Source organism: Citrobacter enshiensis, assembly GCF_029338175.1.
GTDB classification, from domain to species: domain Bacteria; phylum Pseudomonadota; class Gammaproteobacteria; order Enterobacterales; family Enterobacteriaceae; genus Citrobacter_D; species Citrobacter_D enshiensis.
Genome location: NZ_CP119862.1, coordinates 3,572,834 through 3,593,584, shown reverse-complemented (window position 1 = coordinate 3,593,584; position 20,751 = coordinate 3,572,834). Strand labels below are relative to the sequence as shown.

Genomic DNA, 20,751 nt, shown 5'->3' with positions numbered 1-20,751 from the left:
AGAGATGGCTCGTCTGGCAGCATTTGATATGGATGGCACGCTACTGATGCCAAACCACCATCTGGGCGATGAAACCCTTTCAACGCTGGCGCGGTTGCGCGAACGCAACATTACCCTGACATTTGCGACGGGTCGACATGTGCTGGAGATGCAGCATATTTTGGGCGCGTTTTCGCTGGAAGCCTTTCTGATCACCGGTAACGGTACGCGAGTGCATTCACTGGAGGGCGAGGTGTTGCATCGTCAGGATCTTGATCCGGCCATCGCGGATATTGTGCTGCAGCAGGCGTGGGACACGCAGGCCAGCATGCATGTTTTCAATGACAACGGCTGGTTCACCGGGCAGGAAATTCCGGCGATGTTGCACGCGCACGTCTATAGCGGATTTCATTATCAGGTCGTGGATGTCAAACGGCTCCCGGCCCACCAGGTGACGAAGATCTGTTTCTGTGGCGATCACGATGATCTGATCCGGCTTGGTATTCAATTGAACGACGCGCTGGGCGAGCGGGCAAACCTCTGTTTTTCCGCAGTCGATTGCCTGGAAGTTTTGCCGTTAGGCTGCAATAAAGGTGCCGCCCTGAAGGTACTGAGCAATCATCTGGGTTTTACAATGGCTGAGTGTATGGCGTTTGGCGATGCCATGAACGATCGTGAAATGCTGGGGAGCGTCGGACGCGGTTTGATCATGGGTAACGCCATGCCGCAACTGATTGCCGAGCTGCCTCATTTATCAGTGATTGGGCATTGTCGTAATCAGGCCGTCTCTCACTATTTAACGCATTGGCTGGATAATCCACATCTACCTTATTCCCCCGAATGAGAGATCCCTTCCAGCAAGCCAGACATGAACAGTCATTGTCTGGCTTTTTTTATACTGCTTTAGCGGACGTTCAGCATCCGGGCAAGTTCAGCCTGCCACGGCGTTAAATCGCCGATCTGCGCGCTGACCCAGGCCGGATTGTAGTATGTGTCGAGATAACGTTCGCCGCTGTCACACAGCAATGTAACGAGAGAACCTGTTTCTCCGGCTTCGCGCATACGGGCCGCGAGTTGCAGCGTTCCCCACATATTGGTGCCGGTTGAGGCGCCCACTTTCCGACCCAACTGCGTTTCCAGCCAGTGCGCGGTCGCGATGCTGGCAGCATCCGGCACGCGCAACATCTCATCCACCACATCCGGAATGAAAGACGGCTCCACACGTGGACGGCCGATACCTTCGATTTTGCTGCCGACCGCACTGCGCAATGTGGCATCACGTTCCTGCCAGTAGGGTAAAAAGACCGAGTTTTCCGGGTCAACGACCATCAGACGGGTGTCGTAGCCCTGGCAGCGAATGTAGCGGCCAATGGTGGCAGAGGTCCCGCCAGTGCCTGCGCTCATGACAATGTGTCTGGGTACCGGGTTTGGCTCGCACTGCATCTGGCGAAAAATACTGTCGGCAATGTTGTTATTCCCGCGCCAGTCGGTAGCGCGTTCAGCATAGGTGAACTGATCCATATAGTGACCGTTCAGTTCACGCGCCAGTTGCTCTGAGGCGGCGTAAATCTCGCAGGCGCTTTGTACAAAATGGCAGCGACCGCCGTAAAACTCTATTTGTTCGACTTTGCGTTTTGCCGTACAGGAAGGCATGACGGCGATAAAGGGCAGGCCCAGAAGGCGAGCGAAATAAGCCTCGGAAACCGCTGTTGAACCCGATGATGATTCAATGATTGGGGTGCCTTCTTTGATCCAGCCGTTGCACAGTCCGTACAGGAACAGTGAACGCGCCAGCCGATGTTTCAGACTGCCGGTGGGGTGCGTACTTTCATCTTTCAGATAGAGCTGAATCCCCGGAAACGCAGGCAGCGACAGCCGGATGAGATGCGTATCTGCTGAACGCTGGTAGTCAGCGTTAATTTCATTGATGGCGTTTTTAACCCAGGCGTTATTCATCGGTGTTTTCCATTTGTCATTTTGTGCCCAGATTAGCGAAAAGCACGGAAAAAATTGTTGCCATTTAACCTTTAAAATAGAATGTAGAGAGAAAATTCTTCTCTGTGAGGTGGGCATGTTAGATAAAATTGACCGTAAGCTGCTCGCCTTGCTGCAGCAGGACTGTACCCTCTCTTTGCAGGCTCTGGCCGATGCCGTTAATCTGACCACCACACCCTGCTGGAAACGACTAAAACGCCTGGAAGATGACGGCGTTCTGATAGGAAAAGTCGCGTTGCTGGACCCCGAAAAATTGGGGCTGGGCTTAACGGCCTTTGTGCTGATAAAAACGCAGCATCACAGCAGCGAATGGTACTGTCGATTCGTGACCGAAGTCACCGGGATGCCGGAAGTTCTGGGTTTTTGGCGCATGGCGGGTGAATACGACTATCTGATGCGGGTCCAGGTGGCGGATATGAAACGCTATGACGACTTCTACAAACGCCTGGTGAACAGTGTTCCCGGACTGTCAGATGTCACATCCAGCTTTGCGATGGAACAGATTAAATACACTACCGCTCTACCCATTGAATAATTCTCCCGGCGCTGATTGCCGGAAATCATGTCAGGACAGAATACGTGCGATTATTTGTTCAATTAAGCTGGTACTTTCGCCGGGAGTGGCGTCGCTATCTCGGTGCTGTTGCCCTGCTTATCATCATTGCTATCCTGCAACTGATCCCGCCCAAGGTGGTCGGCATTGTTGTGGATGGCGTAAGCGCACAACGCTTTACCCCTCAGCAGGTGTTGATGTGGGTGGGAACCATCGCGCTGATTGCCGCCGTGGTCTATCTATTACGTTACGTCTGGCGCGTTCTGCTGTTTGGGGCGTCTTATCAACTGGCCGTGGAGTTGCGTGAAGATTATTACCGTCAACTCAGTCGTCAGCATCCTGAATTTTATCTACGACATCGCACCGGGGATTTAATGGCGCGCGCCACCAATGACGTGGACCGCGTGGTGTTTGCCGCCGGGGAAGGGGTGTTAACGCTGGTGGACTCATTGGTCATGGGCTGTGCCGTATTGATTGTGATGTCCACGCAAATCAGTTGGCAGCTGACGCTGTTTGCCTTGTTACCGATGCCAATTATGGCGCTCATGATTAAGCGCTACGGCGATCGGCTACACGAGCGTTTCAAACTTGCGCAGGCGGCATTTTCCAGCCTTAACAATCGGACCCAGGAGAGCCTGACCAGCATTCGGATGATCAAAGCGTTTGGTCTGGAGGACCGACAGTCGGCGCTTTTTGCGGCCGACGCGGCGGATACCGGCAAGAAAAACCTGCGGGTCGCCCGTATCGACGCCCGATTTGATCCGACGATTTATATTGCCATTGGTATGGCAAATCTGCTGGCGATTGGCGGTGGCAGTTGGATGGTAGTCCATGGCGCATTAACGCTCGGACAACTGACCAGCTTCATGATGTACCTCGGCCTGATGATCTGGCCGATGCTGGCGCTGGCGTGGATGTTTAATATCGTTGAGCGAGGCAGCGCCGCCTACAGTCGAATTCGCGCCATGCTGGCAGAAGCACCGGTGGTGAATGACGGCGCAGAGCCCGTACCGGAAGGGCGCGGTGAACTGACGGCGGCGATTAGCGAGTTTCGTTATCCGCAGGCGGCGCATTCTGCGCTGGGTGAGGTCCATTTTCACCTCAAGCCCGGCCAAATGCTGGGGATTTGTGGACCTACCGGTGCCGGGAAAAGCACGGTACTTTCGTTGATCCAGCGTCATTTTGACGTCACGCAAGGCGATATTCGTTTTCACGGTATTCCGCTAACGCATTTACAACTGGATAGCTGGCGTAGCCGACTGGCTGTCGTCAGCCAGACACCGTTTCTGTTTTCAGATACGGTCGCCAACAACATTGCGCTGGGGCGCCCAAACGCGACGCAGGACGAAATTGAACATGTTGCACGTTTAGCCAGCGTTCATGAGGATATTTTACGTCTGCCACAGGGTTACGACACCGAGGTCGGCGAACGCGGGGTCATGCTTTCCGGCGGGCAAAAACAGCGTATTTCCATTGCCCGTGCGTTGTTGCTCAATGCGGAGATCCTGATTCTGGATGACGCCCTGTCGGCCGTGGATGGCCGTACGGAACATCAGATTTTACATAACCTGCGCCAGTGGGGAGAAGGGCGTACGGTGATCATTAGCGCGCACCGCTTGTCAGCCTTGACGGAAGCCAGCGAAATTATCGTGATGCAGCATGGGCACATTGCTCAGCGAGGCGAGCATGACGATTTGGTCCTGCAATCCGGCTGGTATCGCGACATGTACCGCTATCAGCAGTTAGAGGCCGCGCTGACTGACGCTCCTGAAATGCCAGAGGAGGCGGCGAATGCGTAGTTTTGGACAGTTATGGCCAACGTTGAAAAGGCTGCTGGCGTACGGTTCTCCGTGGCGAAAACCGCTTTCCATTGCGGTAGTCATGCTCTGGGTCGCCGCGGTGGCGGAAGTGAGTGGACCGCTGCTTATCAGCTATTTCATTGACCATCTGGTGGCGAAAAACAATCTGCCGTTGGCAATGGTGGCGGGGTTGATCGCGGCCTACATTGGCTTACAGCTGCTGGCGGCCGGGCTGCATTATGCGCAGTCGCTGTTGTTTAATCAGGCCGCCGTTGGCGTCGTACAACAACTGCGGACCGACGTGATGGATGCTGCGCTCCGTCAGCCGTTGAGCGAGTTTGATACCCAGCCTGTCGGGCAGTTGATCTCCCGGGTGACCAATGATACCGAAGTGATCCGCGACCTTTACGTTACGGTGGTGGCGACGGTGTTGCGCAGCGCCGCGTTGATTGGCGCGATGTTAGTGGCGATGTTCAGCCTGGACTGGCGCATGGCGTTGGTGGCGATGGCGATTTTCCCTGCCGTGCTGGTGGTGATGGTGATTTACCAGCGTTACAGCACGCCGATCGTACGCCGTGTGAGAGCGTATCTGGCGGATATCAATGACGGTTTCAATGAAGTTATCAACGGCATGAGCGTCATTCAGCAGTTTCGCCAACAGGCGCGCTTCGGGGAACGCATGGGAGAAGCCAGCCGTTCGCACTACATGGCGCGAATGCAGACTCTGAGGCTGGATGGTTTTTTACTGCGCCCGTTGCTGAGTCTTTTCTCGGCGCTGATTCTGTGTGGGCTGCTGATGTTGTTCAGCTTCACCTCGGCGGGAACCATCGAAGTCGGGGTGTTATATGCGTTTATCAGCTACCTCGGGCGGCTGAACGAGCCGTTGATTGAACTGACGACGCAACAATCCATGTTGCAGCAGGCGGTTGTGGCAGGTGAGCGCGTTTTTGAACTGATGGATGGCCCTCGCCAACGTTATGGTGAAGATAACAGACCGCTGCGAAGCGGGCGAATCGACGTGGATCATGTTTCTTTCTCCTACCGTGACAATAATCTGGTGCTGCAGGATGTCAGCCTGTCAGTGCCTTCCCGCGGTTTTGTGGCATTGGTCGGGCATACCGGGAGCGGTAAGAGTACGCTCGCCAGCCTGTTGATGGGCTACTATCCGCTGACTCAGGGCGAGATTCGCCTGGACGGGCGGCCCCTCTCTACGTTGGGTCACAGCGTTCTGCGTCAGGGCGTGGCGATGGTGCAGCAGGATCCGGTGGTGATGGCAGATACTTTCCTGGCAAACGTCACGCTGGGCCGCGATATCTCGGAAGCGCGCGTCTGGCAGGCGCTGGAAACCGTCCAACTGGCGGAACTGGCGCGCGGCCTGAGCGACGGTATCCATACGCGTCTGGGCGAGCAGGGAAACACCTTGTCGGTGGGGCAAAAGCAACTCCTGGCGCTGGCGCGCGTGCTGGTTGAGACGCCGCAGGTGCTGATCCTGGATGAAGCGACGGCCAGCATCGACTCGGGGACCGAACAAGCGATTCAGCAGGCGCTGGCGGCCGTTCGTGAGCACACCACGCTGGTGGTGATTGCGCACCGGTTGTCGACGATCGTCGAGGCTGACACCATTCTGGTGCTGCATCGCGGTCAGGCGGTTGAACGTGGCACCCATCAACAATTGCTGGCAGCGCAGGGGCGTTACTGGCAAATGTATCAATTACAGTTAGCCGGGGAAGAGCTGGCCGCCAGCGCGCGCGAGGAATCGCTTACCGCCTGATGCACCAGCGTTGCCCGCCACTCCCGCGGGCGGTGCAAAAATGAAACGCATCATGCACTGGCATGGTGCGTTTTTCGTTTCCCGCTTCGCTTCCGACGCACTTCACATTTCTCTCCTCCTGTTTTGTTGCCTGTTTTTTGTGCAATTGCGTGCCGGATTGGCGCATTTCTCAATGTGGCACACCCCTTGCAATAGTTCTCTCGTGTCGCTGCAGTTATTACCCATTTCTGACAGGAGGGGATCTATGAAACTGGTTACCGTGGTAATCAAACCGTTCAAACTGGAAGACGTTCGTGAAGCGTTGTCTTCCATAGGCATTCAGGGGTTGACGGTCACCGAAGTGAAAGGTTTCGGGCGTCAGAAAGGGCATGCCGAGCTGTACCGCGGCGCGGAATACAGCGTCAACTTTCTACCAAAGGTAAAAATTGATGTGGCCATCGCTGACGATCAGCTTGAGGAGGTGATCGATATCATCAGCAAGTCGGCATGGACCGGAAAAATTGGCGACGGCAAAATTTTCGTCGCTGAGTTGCAACGCGTTATTCGTATTCGTACCGGTGAAGCCGACGAAGCGGCACTGTAACTTTCAGGCTACACAGTGATAGGAACGAAAAAATGAAGATAGCAACGATGAAAACGGGCCTGGCTTCACTGGCGCTGCTGCCAGGTCTGGCGATGGCGGCTCCTGCGGTCGCCGACAAAGCCGATAATGCCTTTATGATGATTTGTACCGCGCTGGTGCTGTTCATGACGATCCCCGGCATTGCCCTGTTCTACGGCGGTTTGATTCGTGGAAAGAACGTGCTGTCAATGCTCACCCAGGTCACCGTGACGTTCGCGCTGGTCTGTATTTTATGGGTTGTTTACGGCTATTCGCTGGCCTTTGGTGAAGGTAACAATTTCTTCGGTAACTTCCACTGGACGATGCTGAAGAATATTGAACTGACGGCGGTGATGGGCAGTTTCTATCAGTATATTCACGTTGCGTTTCAGGGCTCGTTCGCCTGTATCACCGTTGGGCTGATCGTGGGGGCATTGGCTGAGCGGATTCGTTTTTCAGCGGTGCTGATTTTCGTGGTGGTCTGGCTGACGCTTTCCTACATTCCTATTGCGCACATGGTGTGGGGCGGCGGTTTGCTGGCATCGCATGGCGCGCTGGATTTCGCGGGCGGTACCGTGGTGCATATTAACGCGGCGATTGCCGGTCTGGTTGGGGCTTATCTGATTGGCAAGCGCGTCGGTTTTGGCAAAGAGGCGTTTAAACCACATAACCTGCCGATGGTCTTTACCGGTACGGCGATCCTGTATGTTGGCTGGTTCGGTTTTAACGCCGGTTCCGCCAGTGCGGCGAACGAGATCGCGGCGCTGGCTTTCGTCAACACCGTGGTTGCAACGGCGGCGGCGATCCTCGGATGGATATTTGGCGAATGGGCGCTACGCGGTAAACCGTCTCTGCTGGGGGCCTGTTCTGGCGCCATTGCCGGTCTGGTTGGGGTTACGCCTGCCTGTGGCTACATCGGGGTCGGCGGCGCGTTAATTATTGGCGTTGTGGCGGGGCTGGCAGGATTATGGGGCGTGACAATGCTTAAACGGCTGCTGCGCGTTGATGATCCTTGCGATGTGTTCGGCGTTCACGGCGTATGCGGCATCGTTGGGTGTATCCTGACCGGGGTCTTCGCCTCTCGCTCGCTCGGCGGCGTGGGCTTTGCCGAAGGCGTCACGATGGGACATCAGGTGCTGGTGCAGTTAGAAAGTATCGGCATTACAATCCTCTGGTCCGGCGTGGTCGCGTTTATCGGTTACAAACTGGCGGATTTAACCGTGGGGCTGCGCGTACCGGAAGAACAAGAGCGCGAAGGACTGGATGTGAACAGCCACGGCGAGAATGCCTATAACGCGTAACGCAGATTGCCCGGTGGCGCTGTCGCCATACCGGGCCTACAAAAAGCCGGATAAGCGTCAGCGCCATCCGGCTTTTTTCAATTGTGATTACGCATGACCCCTTCCTGCACGGTAGACGCAACCAACACGCCGTCCTGCGTGTAAAACTCACCGCGCACAAAGCCGCGGGCGCTGGAGGCAGAGGTGCTCTCTACGCTGTACAGCAGCCATTCATTCATATTGAAAGGACGATGGAACCACATGGAATGATCGATGGTGGCAATCTGGATCCCTTTTTCGAGAAAACCAATACCGTAAGGCTGCAACGCCACGGGCAGGAAATTAAGATCGGAGGCATAGCCCAGCAAATACTGATGCGCGCGGAGGCTGTCCGGCATCGTGCCGTTTGCGCGGATCCAGACCTGACGTGTTGGCTCCGAAACATGGCCTTTTAGCGGATTATGAAATTCGACCGGGCGAATCTCTAAGGGACGATCGCAGAGAAATTTCTCTTTTAACATCGGCGGCAGCAAATGCGCCACCGAGCGGGCAATTTCGGTTTCCGATTTCAAGGATTCAGGCCCAGGTGCGGCGGGCATTTTTTTCTGGTGCTCAAATCCCTCTTCCTGGCCCTGGAAAGAGGCGGTCATGTAAAAGATGGGCTTCCCATTTTGAATCGCGGCCACCCGGCGGGCGCTAAAACTGTTGCCATCACGCAGCACTTCTACATCGTAAATAATCGGTTTTTGACTATCGCCCGGACGTAAAAAATAGCTGTGGAAAGAGTGGACATGGCGTTCTTCGGAGACGGTCTCCTTGGCGGCACACAGCGCCTGGCCGACAACCTGTCCACCAAAAACCTGTCGTAACCCCAGGTCTTCACTTTGTCCCCGAAAGAGTCCTTCTTCAATTTTTTCCAGATTTAACAATGTCAGCAGATTTTTCAGTGCCTGACTCATACTTACTCTCCAGGTAATGACGGCGCCGCAGCGAGATAGCCACAGTATAACGCAATTTTAAAAGTGGTCCGATGGGTGCAATAGTCTGAATAACTGACTTATTTCAGGAAAAAATAGGTAGTTTGTGCCAAACTTAATCACGTTATGTGTTTGTTAACCGTACTCTGGCGAGTAAAAAACTTGCTGGAGCACTGGTGAGAAGGAGAATTTAATGAAACTTGTGCACATGGTAAGCGGGTTAGCGATGGCGGTTGCTCTGGCGGCCTGCGCAGGCAAAAGCGCAGATGTTCAGACACCCGCGCCGAACCCGGGCACTTCAGGTGTGGCTACACAGCCTGCAATTCAGCAACCCTCGGTTTCAGGTACCGTCTGGATCCGTCAGAAAGTGGCCTTGCCACCGGATGCCGTATTAACCGTGACACTGTCGGATGCCTCACTGGCCGATGCGCCGTCAAAAGTGTTGTCGCAGCAGGCGGTCCGTACTGAAGGCAAACAGGCGCCGTTTAGCTTCGTTCTCCCGTTCAACCCGGCAGATGTACAGCCAAACGCCCGGATCCTGCTGAGTGCAGCGATCACCGTTAATGACAAACTGGTATTCATTACCGATACCGTCCAGGAAGTGATTAATCGGGGGGGGACAAAGGCCGATCTGACGTTGGTACCGGTCCAGCAAACGGCAGTGCCGGTGCAGGCTGGCAGTGGGGCGATAGCAACGCCACCTACAGATTACTGATCTGAAATAAACCCTCTTTGACACGGAGAGGGTTAATACACCCAGCGGTATCGTTGTAAATCGATCTGCCCGCTCCCTGAAACCATCACCCCTTCCGACAATAAAGCCTGGCGTTGACGCTGAAGGTCAGGACCTGTCAACGAGATTGCGCCGTGGCGATTGACGACTCGGTGCCAGGGGAGGGTGCTGCCTTCCGGCAAGCGTTTTAACACGCCGCCGACCTGGCGAGCGGCACGGGGTGAACCCGCGAGCCGTGCGACATCACCGTAAGTGGTCACAAATCCTTCGGGAATAGAGGCGACAATTTGCCAGACGCGTTGGGGGAAAGAGTCTTGTATATCCATGGTATATTCCTGCGCTAATCCTTCAGCATAATCCTCAATAGAGGCGGAGTGAAGCCACATTGCACAAGAAAACAGCATCCGATGAAGGATAGGTTGCATTTACAGGGGACAGCAGTGATAATGCGCCTGCGCGTTGGTTAACAACGCTCTCAATGGGGGCTCTGTTGGTTCTCCCGCAACGCTACTCTGTTTACCAGGTCAGATCCGGAAGGAAGCAGCCAGAGCAGACGACGTGTGTGCCGGGATGTAGCTGGCAGGGCCCCCACCCAATTCTGCCGTCCGGCAGGTCAAATAATCTTACGCATTTTTCCCACACCAGTTTGAAAACGCAATCCGTCCCACAGGGGCTGTAACGTGCTAAATGCCGCGCGTAATGTGTCGTCCGGGTGGGTAAACGGCATCCGCAAGAAGCGATCGAAAGCACCGGCCAGACCAAAGCGGGTGCCCGTGCCGAGCTGAATACCTGCGCTTTCGGCATGCGTGGCGAACTGAGTGGCTAAGGTATCAGGCAATTCCACCCAAAAAGAGAGTCCTCCTGCAGGCTGAGAAAACGTCCATTCCGGAAAGTGAGTACGCATCAGTTCACCGCATAACGCGCGCCGCCTGGCCAGTTGTTGCCGCCGTTCAGGAAGGAAGGTTCCGGCGTTTTCAATCAGCCAGGCGGTCGCCAGTTGTTCCAGCACGGGTGAACCCAGGTCGAACGTATCACGGGTTTGCACCAGCGCGGCAATGGTGCGTGACGATGCGCGAACCCAGCCCAGACGCAGTCCTCCCCAGAAACTCTTACCTGCTGATCCCAGCATAATAATGGGCGCATCGGCGTTGTAGCAGGGGAGCGGCGGCGGCGGCGGGGCATCAAACCAAAGATTCACCATCGTTTCATCCACCACCAGGGTGGTGCGCGTTTTGGCGGCAATATCCGCCACTGTCTGACGTGTCGCGTCATCCATACAGCGCCCGGTTGGGTTATGAAAATCCGGCATCAGATAAGCCATTCTTGGCGAAGTCTGCGCGATAGTGGCGACCAGACCGGCGGTGTCCCAGCCTTGCTCAGGTAAAGAGACGCCCACCGGACGACACGACGCGCCCTGAATGGCAGCGATGGCGAGCGGGTAGGTGGGGTGATCCACAACGACACGATCGCCTGGCCCTGTCAGCAGACGCAAAATTAACGCCAGACCACTCACCGCACCATTGACGACCATTATTTCATCCGGGTGGGTGGGCAACCCTCGTTCGCAGTAGTGCCCGGCAATGGTTTCGCGTAGCGACAATAATCCCTGCGGTAAATAGCCCGAACTCAGCAGATGCTGGGGCATGGCACACAGCGCCTGGTGGTAGGCCTGATGAATTTCGGGGCCGGCACTCAGCGCGGCGGTGGAAAGATCCAGCGCCATGCTGGTGCTGGTGCGGGTGGGAACCCGGTGGATATGTTCTGGCAGGATGACTCGCGAGCCACTCCCCTGGCGGCTTTCCAGATAACCTTCTTCACGCAGTTGCGCCAGCGCGCTGGCAATGGTGGTTCGGCTCACGTTCAGCACGGCGGCCAGTTCGCGCTCACCGGGAAGACGGCTATCAAGCGCCAGACGACCATCCAGAATGAGCAGACGCAGCGCACTCGCAAGCTGACGCCAGAGAGGGATACGTGAAGCGGTTTCCTGCCAGTGTCCGAGCAAGCGCTGCAGAGATTGGCTTCCATGACGGCGAGATGACATAACAGTCCACTTTCTGAAAACTGGACATTAATCATAGTGCCAATTGCGGAGAAGATGAACGTTATCTGGCGAGGAGGGGGAAATTATGCTGCGTCGATTGGTTCAATTGTATCTGGGGCTGGCGCTTTACGGTGTCTCGACGGCTATGTTTGTGCGCGCGGATTTAGGCGCCGACCCCTGGAATGTCTTTCATCTCGGTGTGGCGAATCTGCTGTCGATGAACATCGGCATTGTGATGATTGGCGTTGGCGTTCTGGTCTTGCTGTTGTGGATACCCTTGCGCCAACGTCCAGGGCTTGGAACACTGAGTAACGTTATTGTGATAGGCCTGGCGGCAGATGCCGCTCTGGCGATCCTGCCGGGATTTGAATCTCTGCTTGTGCGCACTGTTTTGTTAGTCTCTGCGGTGATCGTCAATGCGCTGGCAACCGGTATGTATATTGGCGCAGGCTTTGGTGCCGGTCCGCGTGACGGCCTGATGACAGGGATTCATGCACGCACCGGGTGGCCCGTGCGCTCTATTCGTACTGCGATTGAGGTTTCCGTCTTGTTGAGCGGCTGGCTCCTTGGGGGCGCACTGGGTGTCGGAACAGTGCTGTATGCGCTGGCGATTGGACCGTTGATCCAGATTTGTCTGCCCTGGTTTCGTTATTCGCCAGCGGCGCGCATTCCGCCGCGCAATGCATCTACGGCACAGTGCCGCGATGGCGACTAAACTTAACTGCGACTGACACGGCCAGAATTGTCTTGCCGTGCAGTAACACTTCGGAGGTTTATCTCATGAAGTATGTTGATGGTTTTGTGGTTGCCGTACCTGCCGAAAACAAGGAGGCCTACGTGGCAATGGCGGCAAAAGCTGTCCCGCTCTTTAAGGAATTTGGGGCATTACGCGTGGTTGAGTGCTGGGCCGATGACGTTCCGGACGGCAAACTGACCGATTTTCGGATGGCGGTGAAAGCGGAGGAGCATGAGGAAGTGGTCTTTAGCTGGATTGAATACCCCTCGAAAGAGGTTCGCGACGCGGCGAATCAAAAGATGATGTCGGATCCACGAATGAAAGAGTTTGGCGAGTCGATGCCGTTTGATGGCAAGCGCATGATTTACGGTGGATTCTCTCCCATTCTGGATGACTGATGTGACTGGCTGTGCGGCGTGCCGCCAGCCATCCCGACATCACAGATGTTGTTCAGCCCACAGGATAAACTCTGATTTGGGGAGGGCTTTACTGTAGAGCCAACCCTGACCGTACTGCACGCCGTGCTCACGCAACCAGCTCTCCTGACGGGGAGTCTCAATACCTTCGGCTACCATCTTCAGTTTGAGGGTTTTTGCCATTTCAATGATGTGCGGCGTGACATTCTTATATTCCAGCGCATCGACAAACGACTTGTCGATCTTCAGGATATCCACTTCCAGATTCTGCAAATAGCTGAGGCTGGAGTAGCCAGTACCAAAATCGTCGATATAGATTGCGTGTCCCGCTTTACGGTATTGGGTAATGATCGGCGCGCAGGTTTTCGGGTCGGCAAATTCGCGTTCTGTCAGCTCCAGTGCGATTTGCGATGGGGCAACGTGATGCCGATTTAGCAGCTTGCTCAAATGCGATGGCAGCGTCTGCGAGGCCAGATCGCTGGGCTCCAGGTTTATCGAAATATGCTGGCCTGGATGTTGGTGCAACCATTTTCCCATCTCCTCAAATACCGTGTCGATAATCAGATGGCTGAGCGATTCTGACAGTCCGGTCTCTTCTGCCAACGCGATAAAAATGTCTGGCGAGAGGTAGCTGCCATCGGTTTGCTGCCAACGAGCCAGCGCTTCGGCGCCGACAACTTTACCGCTACTTAATGAAACAATCGGCTGGTAGTGGACCTTTATGTCGCGGTTTTGAATGGCATCTTGCAGGCGATGGCGGGGCGATTGTATACGGCGCAGAATGCGCAGAATAAACGCGGCGCTCAGTAGACCTATCGCCAGACCTACCGGGAGCCAAATAAAGGCCTGACGATACCAGTTTTTTTGCAGCGAAAGCGCGGAAGACCAGGTCACAATAGAAATACGCATTTCTGGGAAAGGCTGGATATTATAGAGCGTCCCGTTATTTTCCATATGCGGGCTCGCGGCCTGCTGCAATTGCTGAATAATCTCGGGTTTGAGGCGATCGCTGCTGGCGATCACGATGTTGTGCGCTTCCCCAATAATGGCCGCATCAATTTGCGAGGAACCAAAGGGGATCACGTCAATGAATGATGCAGGGTCAATCATCACGATGTAGCGATCTGTGCCCAACGCAACCATATAGCGTTTTATCCCTAAATCATTCTGTGCCGTTAGCCATGCACGGTAGCCGCCGCGGAAGATTTTTCCGGGTTCAGGCAGTGCGGCGGCGTGGCTTTTTTGCTCCAGCGATGAACAGGCAGGAACATTATTTTCAATATATAAGACTTCCTGAATGTAACGGTTGCTATAGGATACCCGGCGCATCGCCAGTAAATGCGCATTGCTGCAAGGCTCGCCCTCGAAGCGCTCCATCTGCTTTAGCGCGAGTTTTCCCTGAGAGGCGACTTTATCTGCACGTAAAGCGACACGTGATGAATAGGTATTCAGCTCTTCAATAAATTTCTGTTCAACCTGACGATGTGCCAGCCAAAGGCTTAATCCAACAGGAACAAGGACAGATATAATAAGCACACCCGTCACCAGGCCGGCCAGATGTCGTGTCGTCACGTTGCTACCTCTATTTACGAAGCGTAGGCAAAGTATATCTGATCGCGAAAGATCTCCTTTCGTTGATATCGTTATTCTATGATTTTTTTGGATAACTTGTCTTCCATCGCCAGAGAAAGCGTCATTTTGGTTTAATTCCCCCTGATTTAGCAAGGTTGAATTGCCGCTGCCGACAGAGTATTGTTATGTTATAACATTAAATATGAGGGCGACTATGAAACCTGAAATTCATCCTGTTTATCGCACCGTGGTATTCCATGACACCAGCGTGAATGCATATTTTAAAGTCGGTTCGACCATCCGAACCGAACGGGAAATCGAACTGGAGGGCGTGACATACCCGTATGTCACTATTGATGTTTCTTCCAAATCACATCCGTACTACACCGGAAAACAGAAAACGTTCGACAATGAGGGCAGCGCAGCGCGTTTCCAGAAACGTTTTGGGCATTTTATTGGAACAAAGCGGGGATAAGATGAAGGTAGTGAATTCACTTCGCAGTGCAAAGCAACGGCATCCGGATTGCCAGGTTGTCAGACGCAAAGGACGCGTGTATGTGATTTGTAAAACGAATCCGCGTTTTAAAGCGGTACAGGGGCGTAAAAAAAGACGTTAACGGTTTTGCCAACATTTCAGGGAATCCGGTGCGCACCAGGGAAGGGGCGCACTTTTTCTGGCAGCAGGAGGGCTACGGGGTTGCCTGAGCGCGTGTAAGCGTAAAAATATCGTAGAAGGAGAGTTCACCTTTACGCGATATCATTTTTTGCAATTGCGCTTTATGATCGCTGTCTACACGCGGTGAATGAAGAATGGCGGTGATAAGCGTCGGAGGGACAAAGCGTGTGTTATACCACTCACCGTTATAACAAACTCTAAAATCCAGCACGTCGATATCTTCGTAACGGTAGCGTGGCGCGACGTCAAAAAAGAAAAAGCCGTTTAACAATACAAACAGGACCACCAGCAGCCAGACGGAATCCACCAGCGTTTCGGACTGGAGCATCACGGCCAGCGTGGCAAACCAGGCGATATACATGCCCACAAACAGTCCAGGATGTTTGCGAATGAAGCTAATGCTAAAACGCGGTCTGTTATCGCGCTTTTCACGCGTGTTGAGATCGTCAATGGTTTCGGTAAGCAGGCGTTGTATTTCTTTCATCTTTTGCCTTCGTGATATCAGCAACATTCAGGGGAACAGCCCATTTTAAAAGGGTGTGCCGGATGAAAAAAGTAACAGATTAACCTCAATTTAGCATAACAGTTACATTTCACTTTACAGTGTTTTGATGACGCGAGCAGGATTACCGCCAACAACCACATTTGCCGGAACGTCTTTAGTCACCACCGCGCCTGACGCAACAACCACATTATCGCCAATGGTCACGCTAGGGTTGATCACGGCGCGTCCGCCGATCCAGACGTTATTTCCGATGCTGACGGGTTTCCCCAGTTCCCTGCCGCTGTTGCGTTCAGTCGCGTCCAGAGGGTGTGTGGCCGTGTAGATATGCACGCCGGGCGCAAGCATGCAGTTATCGCCGATATGAATGGGGCAGACATCAAGCATCACGCAGTCGAAGTTAGCGTAGAAATCTTTCCCGAGAAAAATGTTATAGCCGTAGTCGCAGCGAAACGAGGGTTCGATCCAGGCGCCATTTGCGCGCCCCAATAGTTCATTCAGGATTGCCTGACGTTCATGCTTTTCATCAGGCGCGGTGTGATTGTATCGATGGGTTAACTGACGCGCCCGCAGGCTGTCTCTGCGTAAGGTCTCGTCTGCCGGGCGATACATCTCGCCAGCAATCATCTTTTGTTTTTCTTCACTCATCTCGCGCTCTCCTGTGGGTTGCCTGAATGTCGCAATACAGTAAAACGCAACACGTCGAAAGGGAACGTTCCCATTAAGCTGGTGTGATCCCGCTCACGTGAATAAACGTAAGAATTAACAGTAAATACGGAAAATCAGCCGGTCTGGCTGCACGCAAATCTTCCCTGAAAAATGCATAACCAATTAACGAATAAATTTCCAGACCGAGGTGGGGATCTTGTCGTAAAGCTTATTCATCGTCAATTCTGCGAGACGGTGGTCTGCTGCTGAGTAAAATACAGCCAATTCATTGTCAGATAATTCATATTTATTTTTCTCAATAACACGTTCAAGCGTGTCAATAGTCTGACAGCGTCGCAAGCGCATCAAATAATCAGTTTTAGTTAATGGTTTATCGGACATAAATCTTACCTATGATTGTAATAGTTTTTAACAAGACAAACTAACAGGATTAGCCCTGGTGGCGTTCACAAAACAGCGAAACAGGCGGTTTCCCGACTTTCGCCATTTCTGAAGATCCTGCGCATTAATGCCATAACTGCTGAACAACATAAACGTATCGTCCAGATATTCATCTATCTGCGCAATCAGCTTATTGTCCTCATTGTACTTAATTTTATAATTAAGTGCGAAGGTTGCAATATGCTCTATCAGCTCATTAAGCTGAAGATTGATCGCCGATGTTGGGTCGTTAACCCAGCCATGGTTGCTTTCTTCAAGGTTTGCAAGACAGTCATGATACAGGGTTTCACAGAGAAACTTAAGCTGTGCGATATCATGTCTTTTGGGTGAGTATTCATCCATAACGCATCCCCTTCTTAGTGGCTTTAACTAACCGAACACCTTTCGGGATGGATACAACTAACTGACCTGGAACTTACCCTCTCTCCTGATGATTTAACTATAATCCACTCTAAAAAAGATTTCATCGTCATATTACGAAAAATTACAATTAGGGTGAATTAGGCCACTGTAGCCAATTTTACGCGTTTTAGCAGACATATGCGCTGGCGCGGAATGAGGGAAAATCTTTATTACTTTTGTAATTCATCAAGTTATCCCTTTTGGTCGTCACAACCTGCGGTAACTGCCTGTCGCAACGTAGAAAGTACCAGGAATAGTCTTAATATTTCTTAATTAATGAGAAAATAAGAAATTACCAGACAGGCCAGGAATAGCCTTTGGCGATCTGTGGATTATATGCCTTATTTATCCTGGATAAAATAAATGAACTGACAATAAGCGCTTTTTATGAATTTTATCCAATAAAAAGGCCGCTTGCGCGGCCTTTGTTAAGACGATGAATTAGTGATTCTCTACCGAATGGCTATGTTCAAGGTCTTCATTCTTGCGGCTAAAGCGGCGGCGAACCACCACAAAGAAGACCGGTACGAAGAAGATTGCCAGCACGGTTGCAGTAACCATCCCGCCCATTACGCCTGTACCGACGGCGTTCTGCGCGCCGGAGCCTGCGCCGGAGCTGATAACCAACGGCATAACACCCAGGATAAACGCCAGAGACGTCATCAGAATTGGGCGTAAACGCATACGAACGGCGTCCAGCGTTGCCTCAATCAGACCTTTGCCTTCTTTATCCATCAAGTCTTTGGCGAATTCGACGATCAGTATCGCGTTCTTCGCCGACAACCCAATGGTTGTTAGCAGGCCCACCTGGAAGTAAACGTCGTTGGTCAGGCCGCGGAAGGTGGCGGCAAGCAATGCACCGATAACACCCAGCGGAACCACCAGCATAACGGAGAACGGAATTGACCAGCTCTCGTACAGCGCTGCCAGACACAAGAACACGACGATCAGTGAAATCGCATACAGGGCAGGGGCCTGGTTGCCTGACAAGCGTTCCTGATAAGACATACCCGTCCAGTCATAACCAATACCAGATGGCAGTTTGCTGGCCAGCTGTTCCATCAACGCCATGGCTTCACCGGTACTCTTGCCCTCTGCTGCCTGGCCGAGAATTTCCATTGAAGGCAGGCCGTTATAGCGTTCCAGACGCGGTGAACCGTATTCCCAACGAGAAGTGGAGAAGGCGGAGAACGGCACCATCTGTCCATTGCTACCACGCACATACCAGTTACCAATATCTTCCGGCAACATACGGTATTTGGCTTCAGACATGACGTAAACTTTCTTCACACGACCACGGTCGATAAAGTCGTTTACATAGCTTCCGCCCCATGCTGCGCCAAGCGTTGTATTAATGTCACTGATGGAAACGCCAAGCGCCTGCGCTTTTTCCTGATCGATGTCGATCTTGAATTGCGGGGTATCTTCCAGACCGTTAGGACGTACGCCAACCAACAAATCTGGATGCTTAGCCACTTCGCCAAACAGTTGGTTACGCGCCTGGGTCAGTTTCTCGTGACCCAATCCCGCCTGGTCAATCAGCTGGAAGTCAAAGCCGGTCGCTGTACCCAGTTCAACAATCGCAGGCAGGTTAAAGGCAAATACCATGGCGTCTTTAATCTTCGAAAACGCCCCCATGGCTCGACCCGTAATTGCCTCTACCTTGTTCTCTTTACCCGGACGTTGACTCCAGTCTTTCAGAGAGACGAACGCGATACCGGTGTTCTGACCACGACCCGCAAAACCGAAGCCGTTAACGGCAAAGACCGATTCAACGTTGTCTTTTTCTTTGGTCAGATAGTAGTCCGAGACTTCGTCCAGCACCTTCTGCGTACGCTCCTGTGTCGCACCCGCCGGTAGCTGGGCCATCGTCATGAATACGCCCTGATCTTCATCAGGTAAGAAGGAGCTTGGCAGGCGAACGAACAGGTATGCCATACCGACCACAATGAGCAGATAGAGCAGCAGATAACGACCAGTACTGCGCAGAATGTTGCCTACGCTGTCGGTGTAATGGTGCGTACTCTTATCAAACATGCGGTTAAACCAGCCGAAGAAGCCTTTCTTGCCTTCGCCGTGATCGCCTTTGGCGATAGGTTTGAGCATGGTGGCGCACAGGGCTGGCGTCAGGATCAAGGCCACCAGTACCGACAAGGCCATTGCCGAAACGATGGTGATAGAGAACTGACGATAAATTGCACCGGTGGAGCCGCCAAAGAAGGCCATCGGAATAAATACCGCAGACAGCACCATCGCGATACCGACCAGTGCGCCCTGAATCTGGCTCATGGATTTACGCGTGGCTTCTTTCGGCGGCAGGCCTTCTTCCGCCATAACACGTTCAACGTTCTCGACCACCACGATGGCGTCATCCACCAACAGGCCGATGGCGAGCACCATCCCGAACATCGTCAGGGTGTTTATCGAGAAGCCGAATATCGCGAGGATGGCAAAGGTACCCAACAGCACCACCGGAACAGCAATGGTCGGAATCAACGTCGCGCGGAAGTTCTGCAGGAACAGATACATTACCAGGAACACGAGGATGATAGCTTCCGCCAGTGTTTTCACCACTTCGTGAATAGAGATCTTCACGAAGGGGGTGGTGTCATACGGGTAAACAATCTTCAGACCCGATGGGAAGAACGGCTCCATCTTTTTCAGTTCGGCACGGATCGCCGCAGCGGTATCCAGCGCGTTTGCGCCGGTCGCCAGTTTGATCCCCAGACCGGAAGCCGGTTTGCCGTTGAACTTCGCAATAATGTCGTAGTTCTCACCGCCAAGCTCCACTTTCGCGACGTCACGCAGGCGAACCTGAGAACCGTCCTGATTCACTTTCAGCAGAATTTTGCTGAACTCATCAGCGGAGGTCAGACGCGTTTGCGCGATAATTGATGCGTTAAGTTGCTGGCCTTTCACCGGCGGCGTACCACCCAACTGACCGGCTGCAACCTGGGCGTTCTGCGCTTTGATCGCGGTAATCACATCAACCGGCGTCAGCTGGAAATCGTTCAGTTTGTTCGGGTCCATCCAGATACGCATCGCGTACTGAGAACCGAACAGCTGAACGTCACCCACACCGGAAGTACGGCTGATGGCGTCTTTCATGTTGGCGCCGACGTAGTCCGAGATGTCTTCCTGAGTCATGGTGCCGTCAGTGTTGATGACGCCCACTACCATCAGGAAGCTACTGGATGATTTCTCAACGCTAACACCTTGCTGCTGAACTTCCTGAGGAAGTAACGGCATTGCCAGCTGCAGTTTGTTCTGCACCTGAACCTGTGCGATATCCGCATCGGTACCAGACTGGAAGGTTAAGATGATCTGCACGGTACCCGTGGAGTCACTGTTTGAGGACATGTACATCAGGTTATCGATACCGTTCATATTCTGTTCGATAACCTGTGTCACAGTATCCTGCACTGTTTTGGCATCCGCGCCAGGGTAGGTCGCGGATATCGATACTGCTGGCGGCGCAATCGTAGGATACTGCGCTACCGGCAGCTTGAGGATCGCGAGTCCCCCTGCCAACATGATGATGATGGCGATCACCCACGCAAATATAGGGCGATCGATAAAGAAATTAGGCATGTCTTAACGGCTCCTGT

The 20,751-nt window shown here is 53.3% G+C and carries 21 protein-coding genes and 1 other RNA gene; 12 read left to right on the top strand and 10 right to left on the bottom strand.

The annotated features are described in order from the left end of the window. The first annotated feature begins 4 nt into the window (after positions 1 to 4). Positions 5 to 823, top strand: coding sequence for an HMP-PP phosphatase (cof, locus tag P2W74_RS17235; protein ID WP_276292570.1), 819 nt, complete (start codon positions 5 to 7; stop codon positions 821 to 823). 59 nt (positions 824 to 882) lie between these two features. On the opposite strand, the gene P2W74_RS17230 is transcribed toward cof, so the two are convergent. Then, the gene (locus P2W74_RS17230; protein ID WP_276292569.1) at positions 883 to 1,935 is read right to left on the bottom strand and encodes a PLP-dependent cysteine synthase family protein; all 1,053 of its coding nucleotides are present in this window, start codon (positions 1,933 to 1,935) and stop codon (positions 883 to 885) included. Positions 1,936 to 2,050: 115 nt separating this feature from the next. Between P2W74_RS17230 and decR the strand changes: the two genes are divergently transcribed. From decR to amtB, 5 genes are all read left to right on the top strand, one after another. Then, complete coding sequence (decR, locus tag P2W74_RS17225; RefSeq protein WP_276292568.1) at positions 2,051 to 2,509, top strand: DNA-binding transcriptional regulator DecR; 459 nt, start codon at positions 2,051 to 2,053, stop codon at positions 2,507 to 2,509. Between the two features lie 44 nt (positions 2,510 to 2,553). Beyond that, positions 2,554 to 4,326 (top strand): SmdA family multidrug ABC transporter permease/ATP-binding protein, encoded by a 1,773-nt coding sequence (locus P2W74_RS17220; protein ID WP_276292567.1) that lies wholly within the window; start codon positions 2,554 to 2,556, stop codon positions 4,324 to 4,326. Beyond that, the gene (locus P2W74_RS17215; RefSeq protein WP_276292566.1) at positions 4,319 to 6,097 is read left to right on the top strand and encodes a SmdB family multidrug efflux ABC transporter permease/ATP-binding protein; all 1,779 of its coding nucleotides are present in this window, start codon (positions 4,319 to 4,321) and stop codon (positions 6,095 to 6,097) included. Before P2W74_RS17220 ends, P2W74_RS17215 begins: the two co-directional genes overlap by 8 nt. 244 nt (positions 6,098 to 6,341) lie before the next feature. Beyond that, positions 6,342 to 6,680 carry a P-II family nitrogen regulator gene (gene glnK / locus P2W74_RS17210; RefSeq protein ID WP_192611395.1) on the top strand — a complete coding sequence of 113 codons (339 nt, stop codon included), beginning with the start codon at positions 6,342 to 6,344 and terminating at the stop codon, positions 6,678 to 6,680. A 32-nt stretch (positions 6,681 to 6,712) separates the two neighbouring features. Next, positions 6,713 to 7,999: an ammonium transporter AmtB gene (gene amtB / locus P2W74_RS17205; RefSeq protein ID WP_276292565.1), complete on the top strand. Its 1,287-nt coding sequence runs from the start codon at positions 6,713 to 6,715 to the stop codon at positions 7,997 to 7,999. A gap of 77 nt (positions 8,000 to 8,076) precedes the next feature. On the opposite strand, the gene tesB is transcribed toward amtB, so the two are convergent. Further along, on the bottom strand, positions 8,077 to 8,937 hold the full coding sequence (gene tesB, locus P2W74_RS17200) for an acyl-CoA thioesterase II (protein ID WP_276292564.1): 861 nt from the start codon (positions 8,935 to 8,937) through the stop codon (positions 8,077 to 8,079). Positions 8,938 to 9,148: 211 nt separating this feature from the next. Between tesB and P2W74_RS17195 the strand changes: the two genes are divergently transcribed. Beyond that, positions 9,149 to 9,670, top strand: coding sequence for a YbaY family lipoprotein (locus P2W74_RS17195; RefSeq protein ID WP_276292563.1), 522 nt, complete (start codon positions 9,149 to 9,151; stop codon positions 9,668 to 9,670). 32 nt (positions 9,671 to 9,702) lie between these two features. Here P2W74_RS17195 and P2W74_RS17190 read toward each other — a convergent pair whose 3' ends face one another. After that, a complete protein-coding gene (locus tag P2W74_RS17190) occupies positions 9,703 to 10,092 on the bottom strand; it encodes an MGMT family protein (protein WP_276295216.1) in 390 nt (129 codons plus the stop codon). 84 nt (positions 10,093 to 10,176) lie between these two features. Between P2W74_RS17190 and ffs the strand changes: the two genes are divergently transcribed. Next, positions 10,177 to 10,273: signal recognition particle sRNA small type (gene ffs / locus P2W74_RS17185), an RNA gene on the top strand. A 28-nt stretch (positions 10,274 to 10,301) separates the two neighbouring features. Here ffs and yczR read toward each other — a convergent pair. Continuing rightward, complete coding sequence (gene yczR, locus P2W74_RS17180) at positions 10,302 to 11,729, bottom strand: MocR-like transcription factor YczR (protein ID WP_276292562.1); 1,428 nt, start codon at positions 11,727 to 11,729, stop codon at positions 10,302 to 10,304. A gap of 85 nt (positions 11,730 to 11,814) precedes the next feature. On the opposite strand from yczR, the gene yczE reads away from it, so the two are divergent. Next, positions 11,815 to 12,444, top strand: coding sequence for a membrane protein YczE (gene yczE / locus P2W74_RS17175; protein ID WP_276292561.1), 630 nt, complete (start codon positions 11,815 to 11,817; stop codon positions 12,442 to 12,444). 65 nt (positions 12,445 to 12,509) lie between these two features. Then, complete coding sequence (locus P2W74_RS17170) at positions 12,510 to 12,863, top strand: DUF1428 domain-containing protein (protein ID WP_192611401.1); 354 nt, start codon at positions 12,510 to 12,512, stop codon at positions 12,861 to 12,863. Positions 12,864 to 12,902: 39 nt separating this feature from the next. Here the strand turns inward: P2W74_RS17170 and P2W74_RS17165 are convergent, their stop codons facing one another. After that, complete coding sequence (locus tag P2W74_RS17165) at positions 12,903 to 14,453, bottom strand: EAL domain-containing protein (RefSeq protein ID WP_276292560.1); 1,551 nt, start codon at positions 14,451 to 14,453, stop codon at positions 12,903 to 12,905. Between the two features lie 214 nt (positions 14,454 to 14,667). On the opposite strand from P2W74_RS17165, the gene P2W74_RS17160 reads away from it, so the two are divergent. Both P2W74_RS17160 and ykgO read left to right on the top strand, forming a co-directional pair. Further along, on the top strand, positions 14,668 to 14,928 hold the full coding sequence (locus P2W74_RS17160) for a type B 50S ribosomal protein L31 (RefSeq protein ID WP_203358647.1): 261 nt from the start codon (positions 14,668 to 14,670) through the stop codon (positions 14,926 to 14,928). A 1-nt stretch (position 14,929) separates the two neighbouring features. Beyond that, a complete protein-coding gene (ykgO, locus tag P2W74_RS17155) occupies positions 14,930 to 15,070 on the top strand; it encodes a type B 50S ribosomal protein L36 (RefSeq protein ID WP_192611404.1) in 141 nt (46 codons plus the stop codon). Positions 15,071 to 15,142: 72 nt separating this feature from the next. Here ykgO and P2W74_RS17150 read toward each other — a convergent pair whose 3' ends face one another. From P2W74_RS17150 to acrB, 5 genes are all read right to left on the bottom strand, one after another. Beyond that, positions 15,143 to 15,613, bottom strand: coding sequence for a YlaC family protein (locus P2W74_RS17150; RefSeq protein WP_276292559.1), 471 nt, complete (start codon positions 15,611 to 15,613; stop codon positions 15,143 to 15,145). Positions 15,614 to 15,727: 114 nt separating this feature from the next. Then, positions 15,728 to 16,279, bottom strand: coding sequence for a maltose O-acetyltransferase (gene maa, locus P2W74_RS17145; protein ID WP_276292558.1), 552 nt, complete (start codon positions 16,277 to 16,279; stop codon positions 15,728 to 15,730). Between the two features lie 183 nt (positions 16,280 to 16,462). Continuing rightward, entirely contained in the window at positions 16,463 to 16,681 is a 219-nt protein-coding gene (locus P2W74_RS17140) for an HHA domain-containing protein (protein WP_002892050.1), read from the bottom strand. A gap of 27 nt (positions 16,682 to 16,708) precedes the next feature. Beyond that, positions 16,709 to 17,083, bottom strand: a complete 375-nt coding sequence (gene tomB, locus P2W74_RS17135; RefSeq protein ID WP_012133514.1) for an Hha toxicity modulator TomB — start codon at positions 17,081 to 17,083, stop codon at positions 16,709 to 16,711. Between the two features lie 501 nt (positions 17,084 to 17,584). Beyond that, positions 17,585 to 20,734, bottom strand: coding sequence for an efflux RND transporter permease AcrB (gene acrB, locus P2W74_RS17130; protein WP_276292557.1), 3,150 nt, complete (start codon positions 20,732 to 20,734; stop codon positions 17,585 to 17,587). Between the last annotated feature and the right edge of the window lie 17 nt (positions 20,735 to 20,751).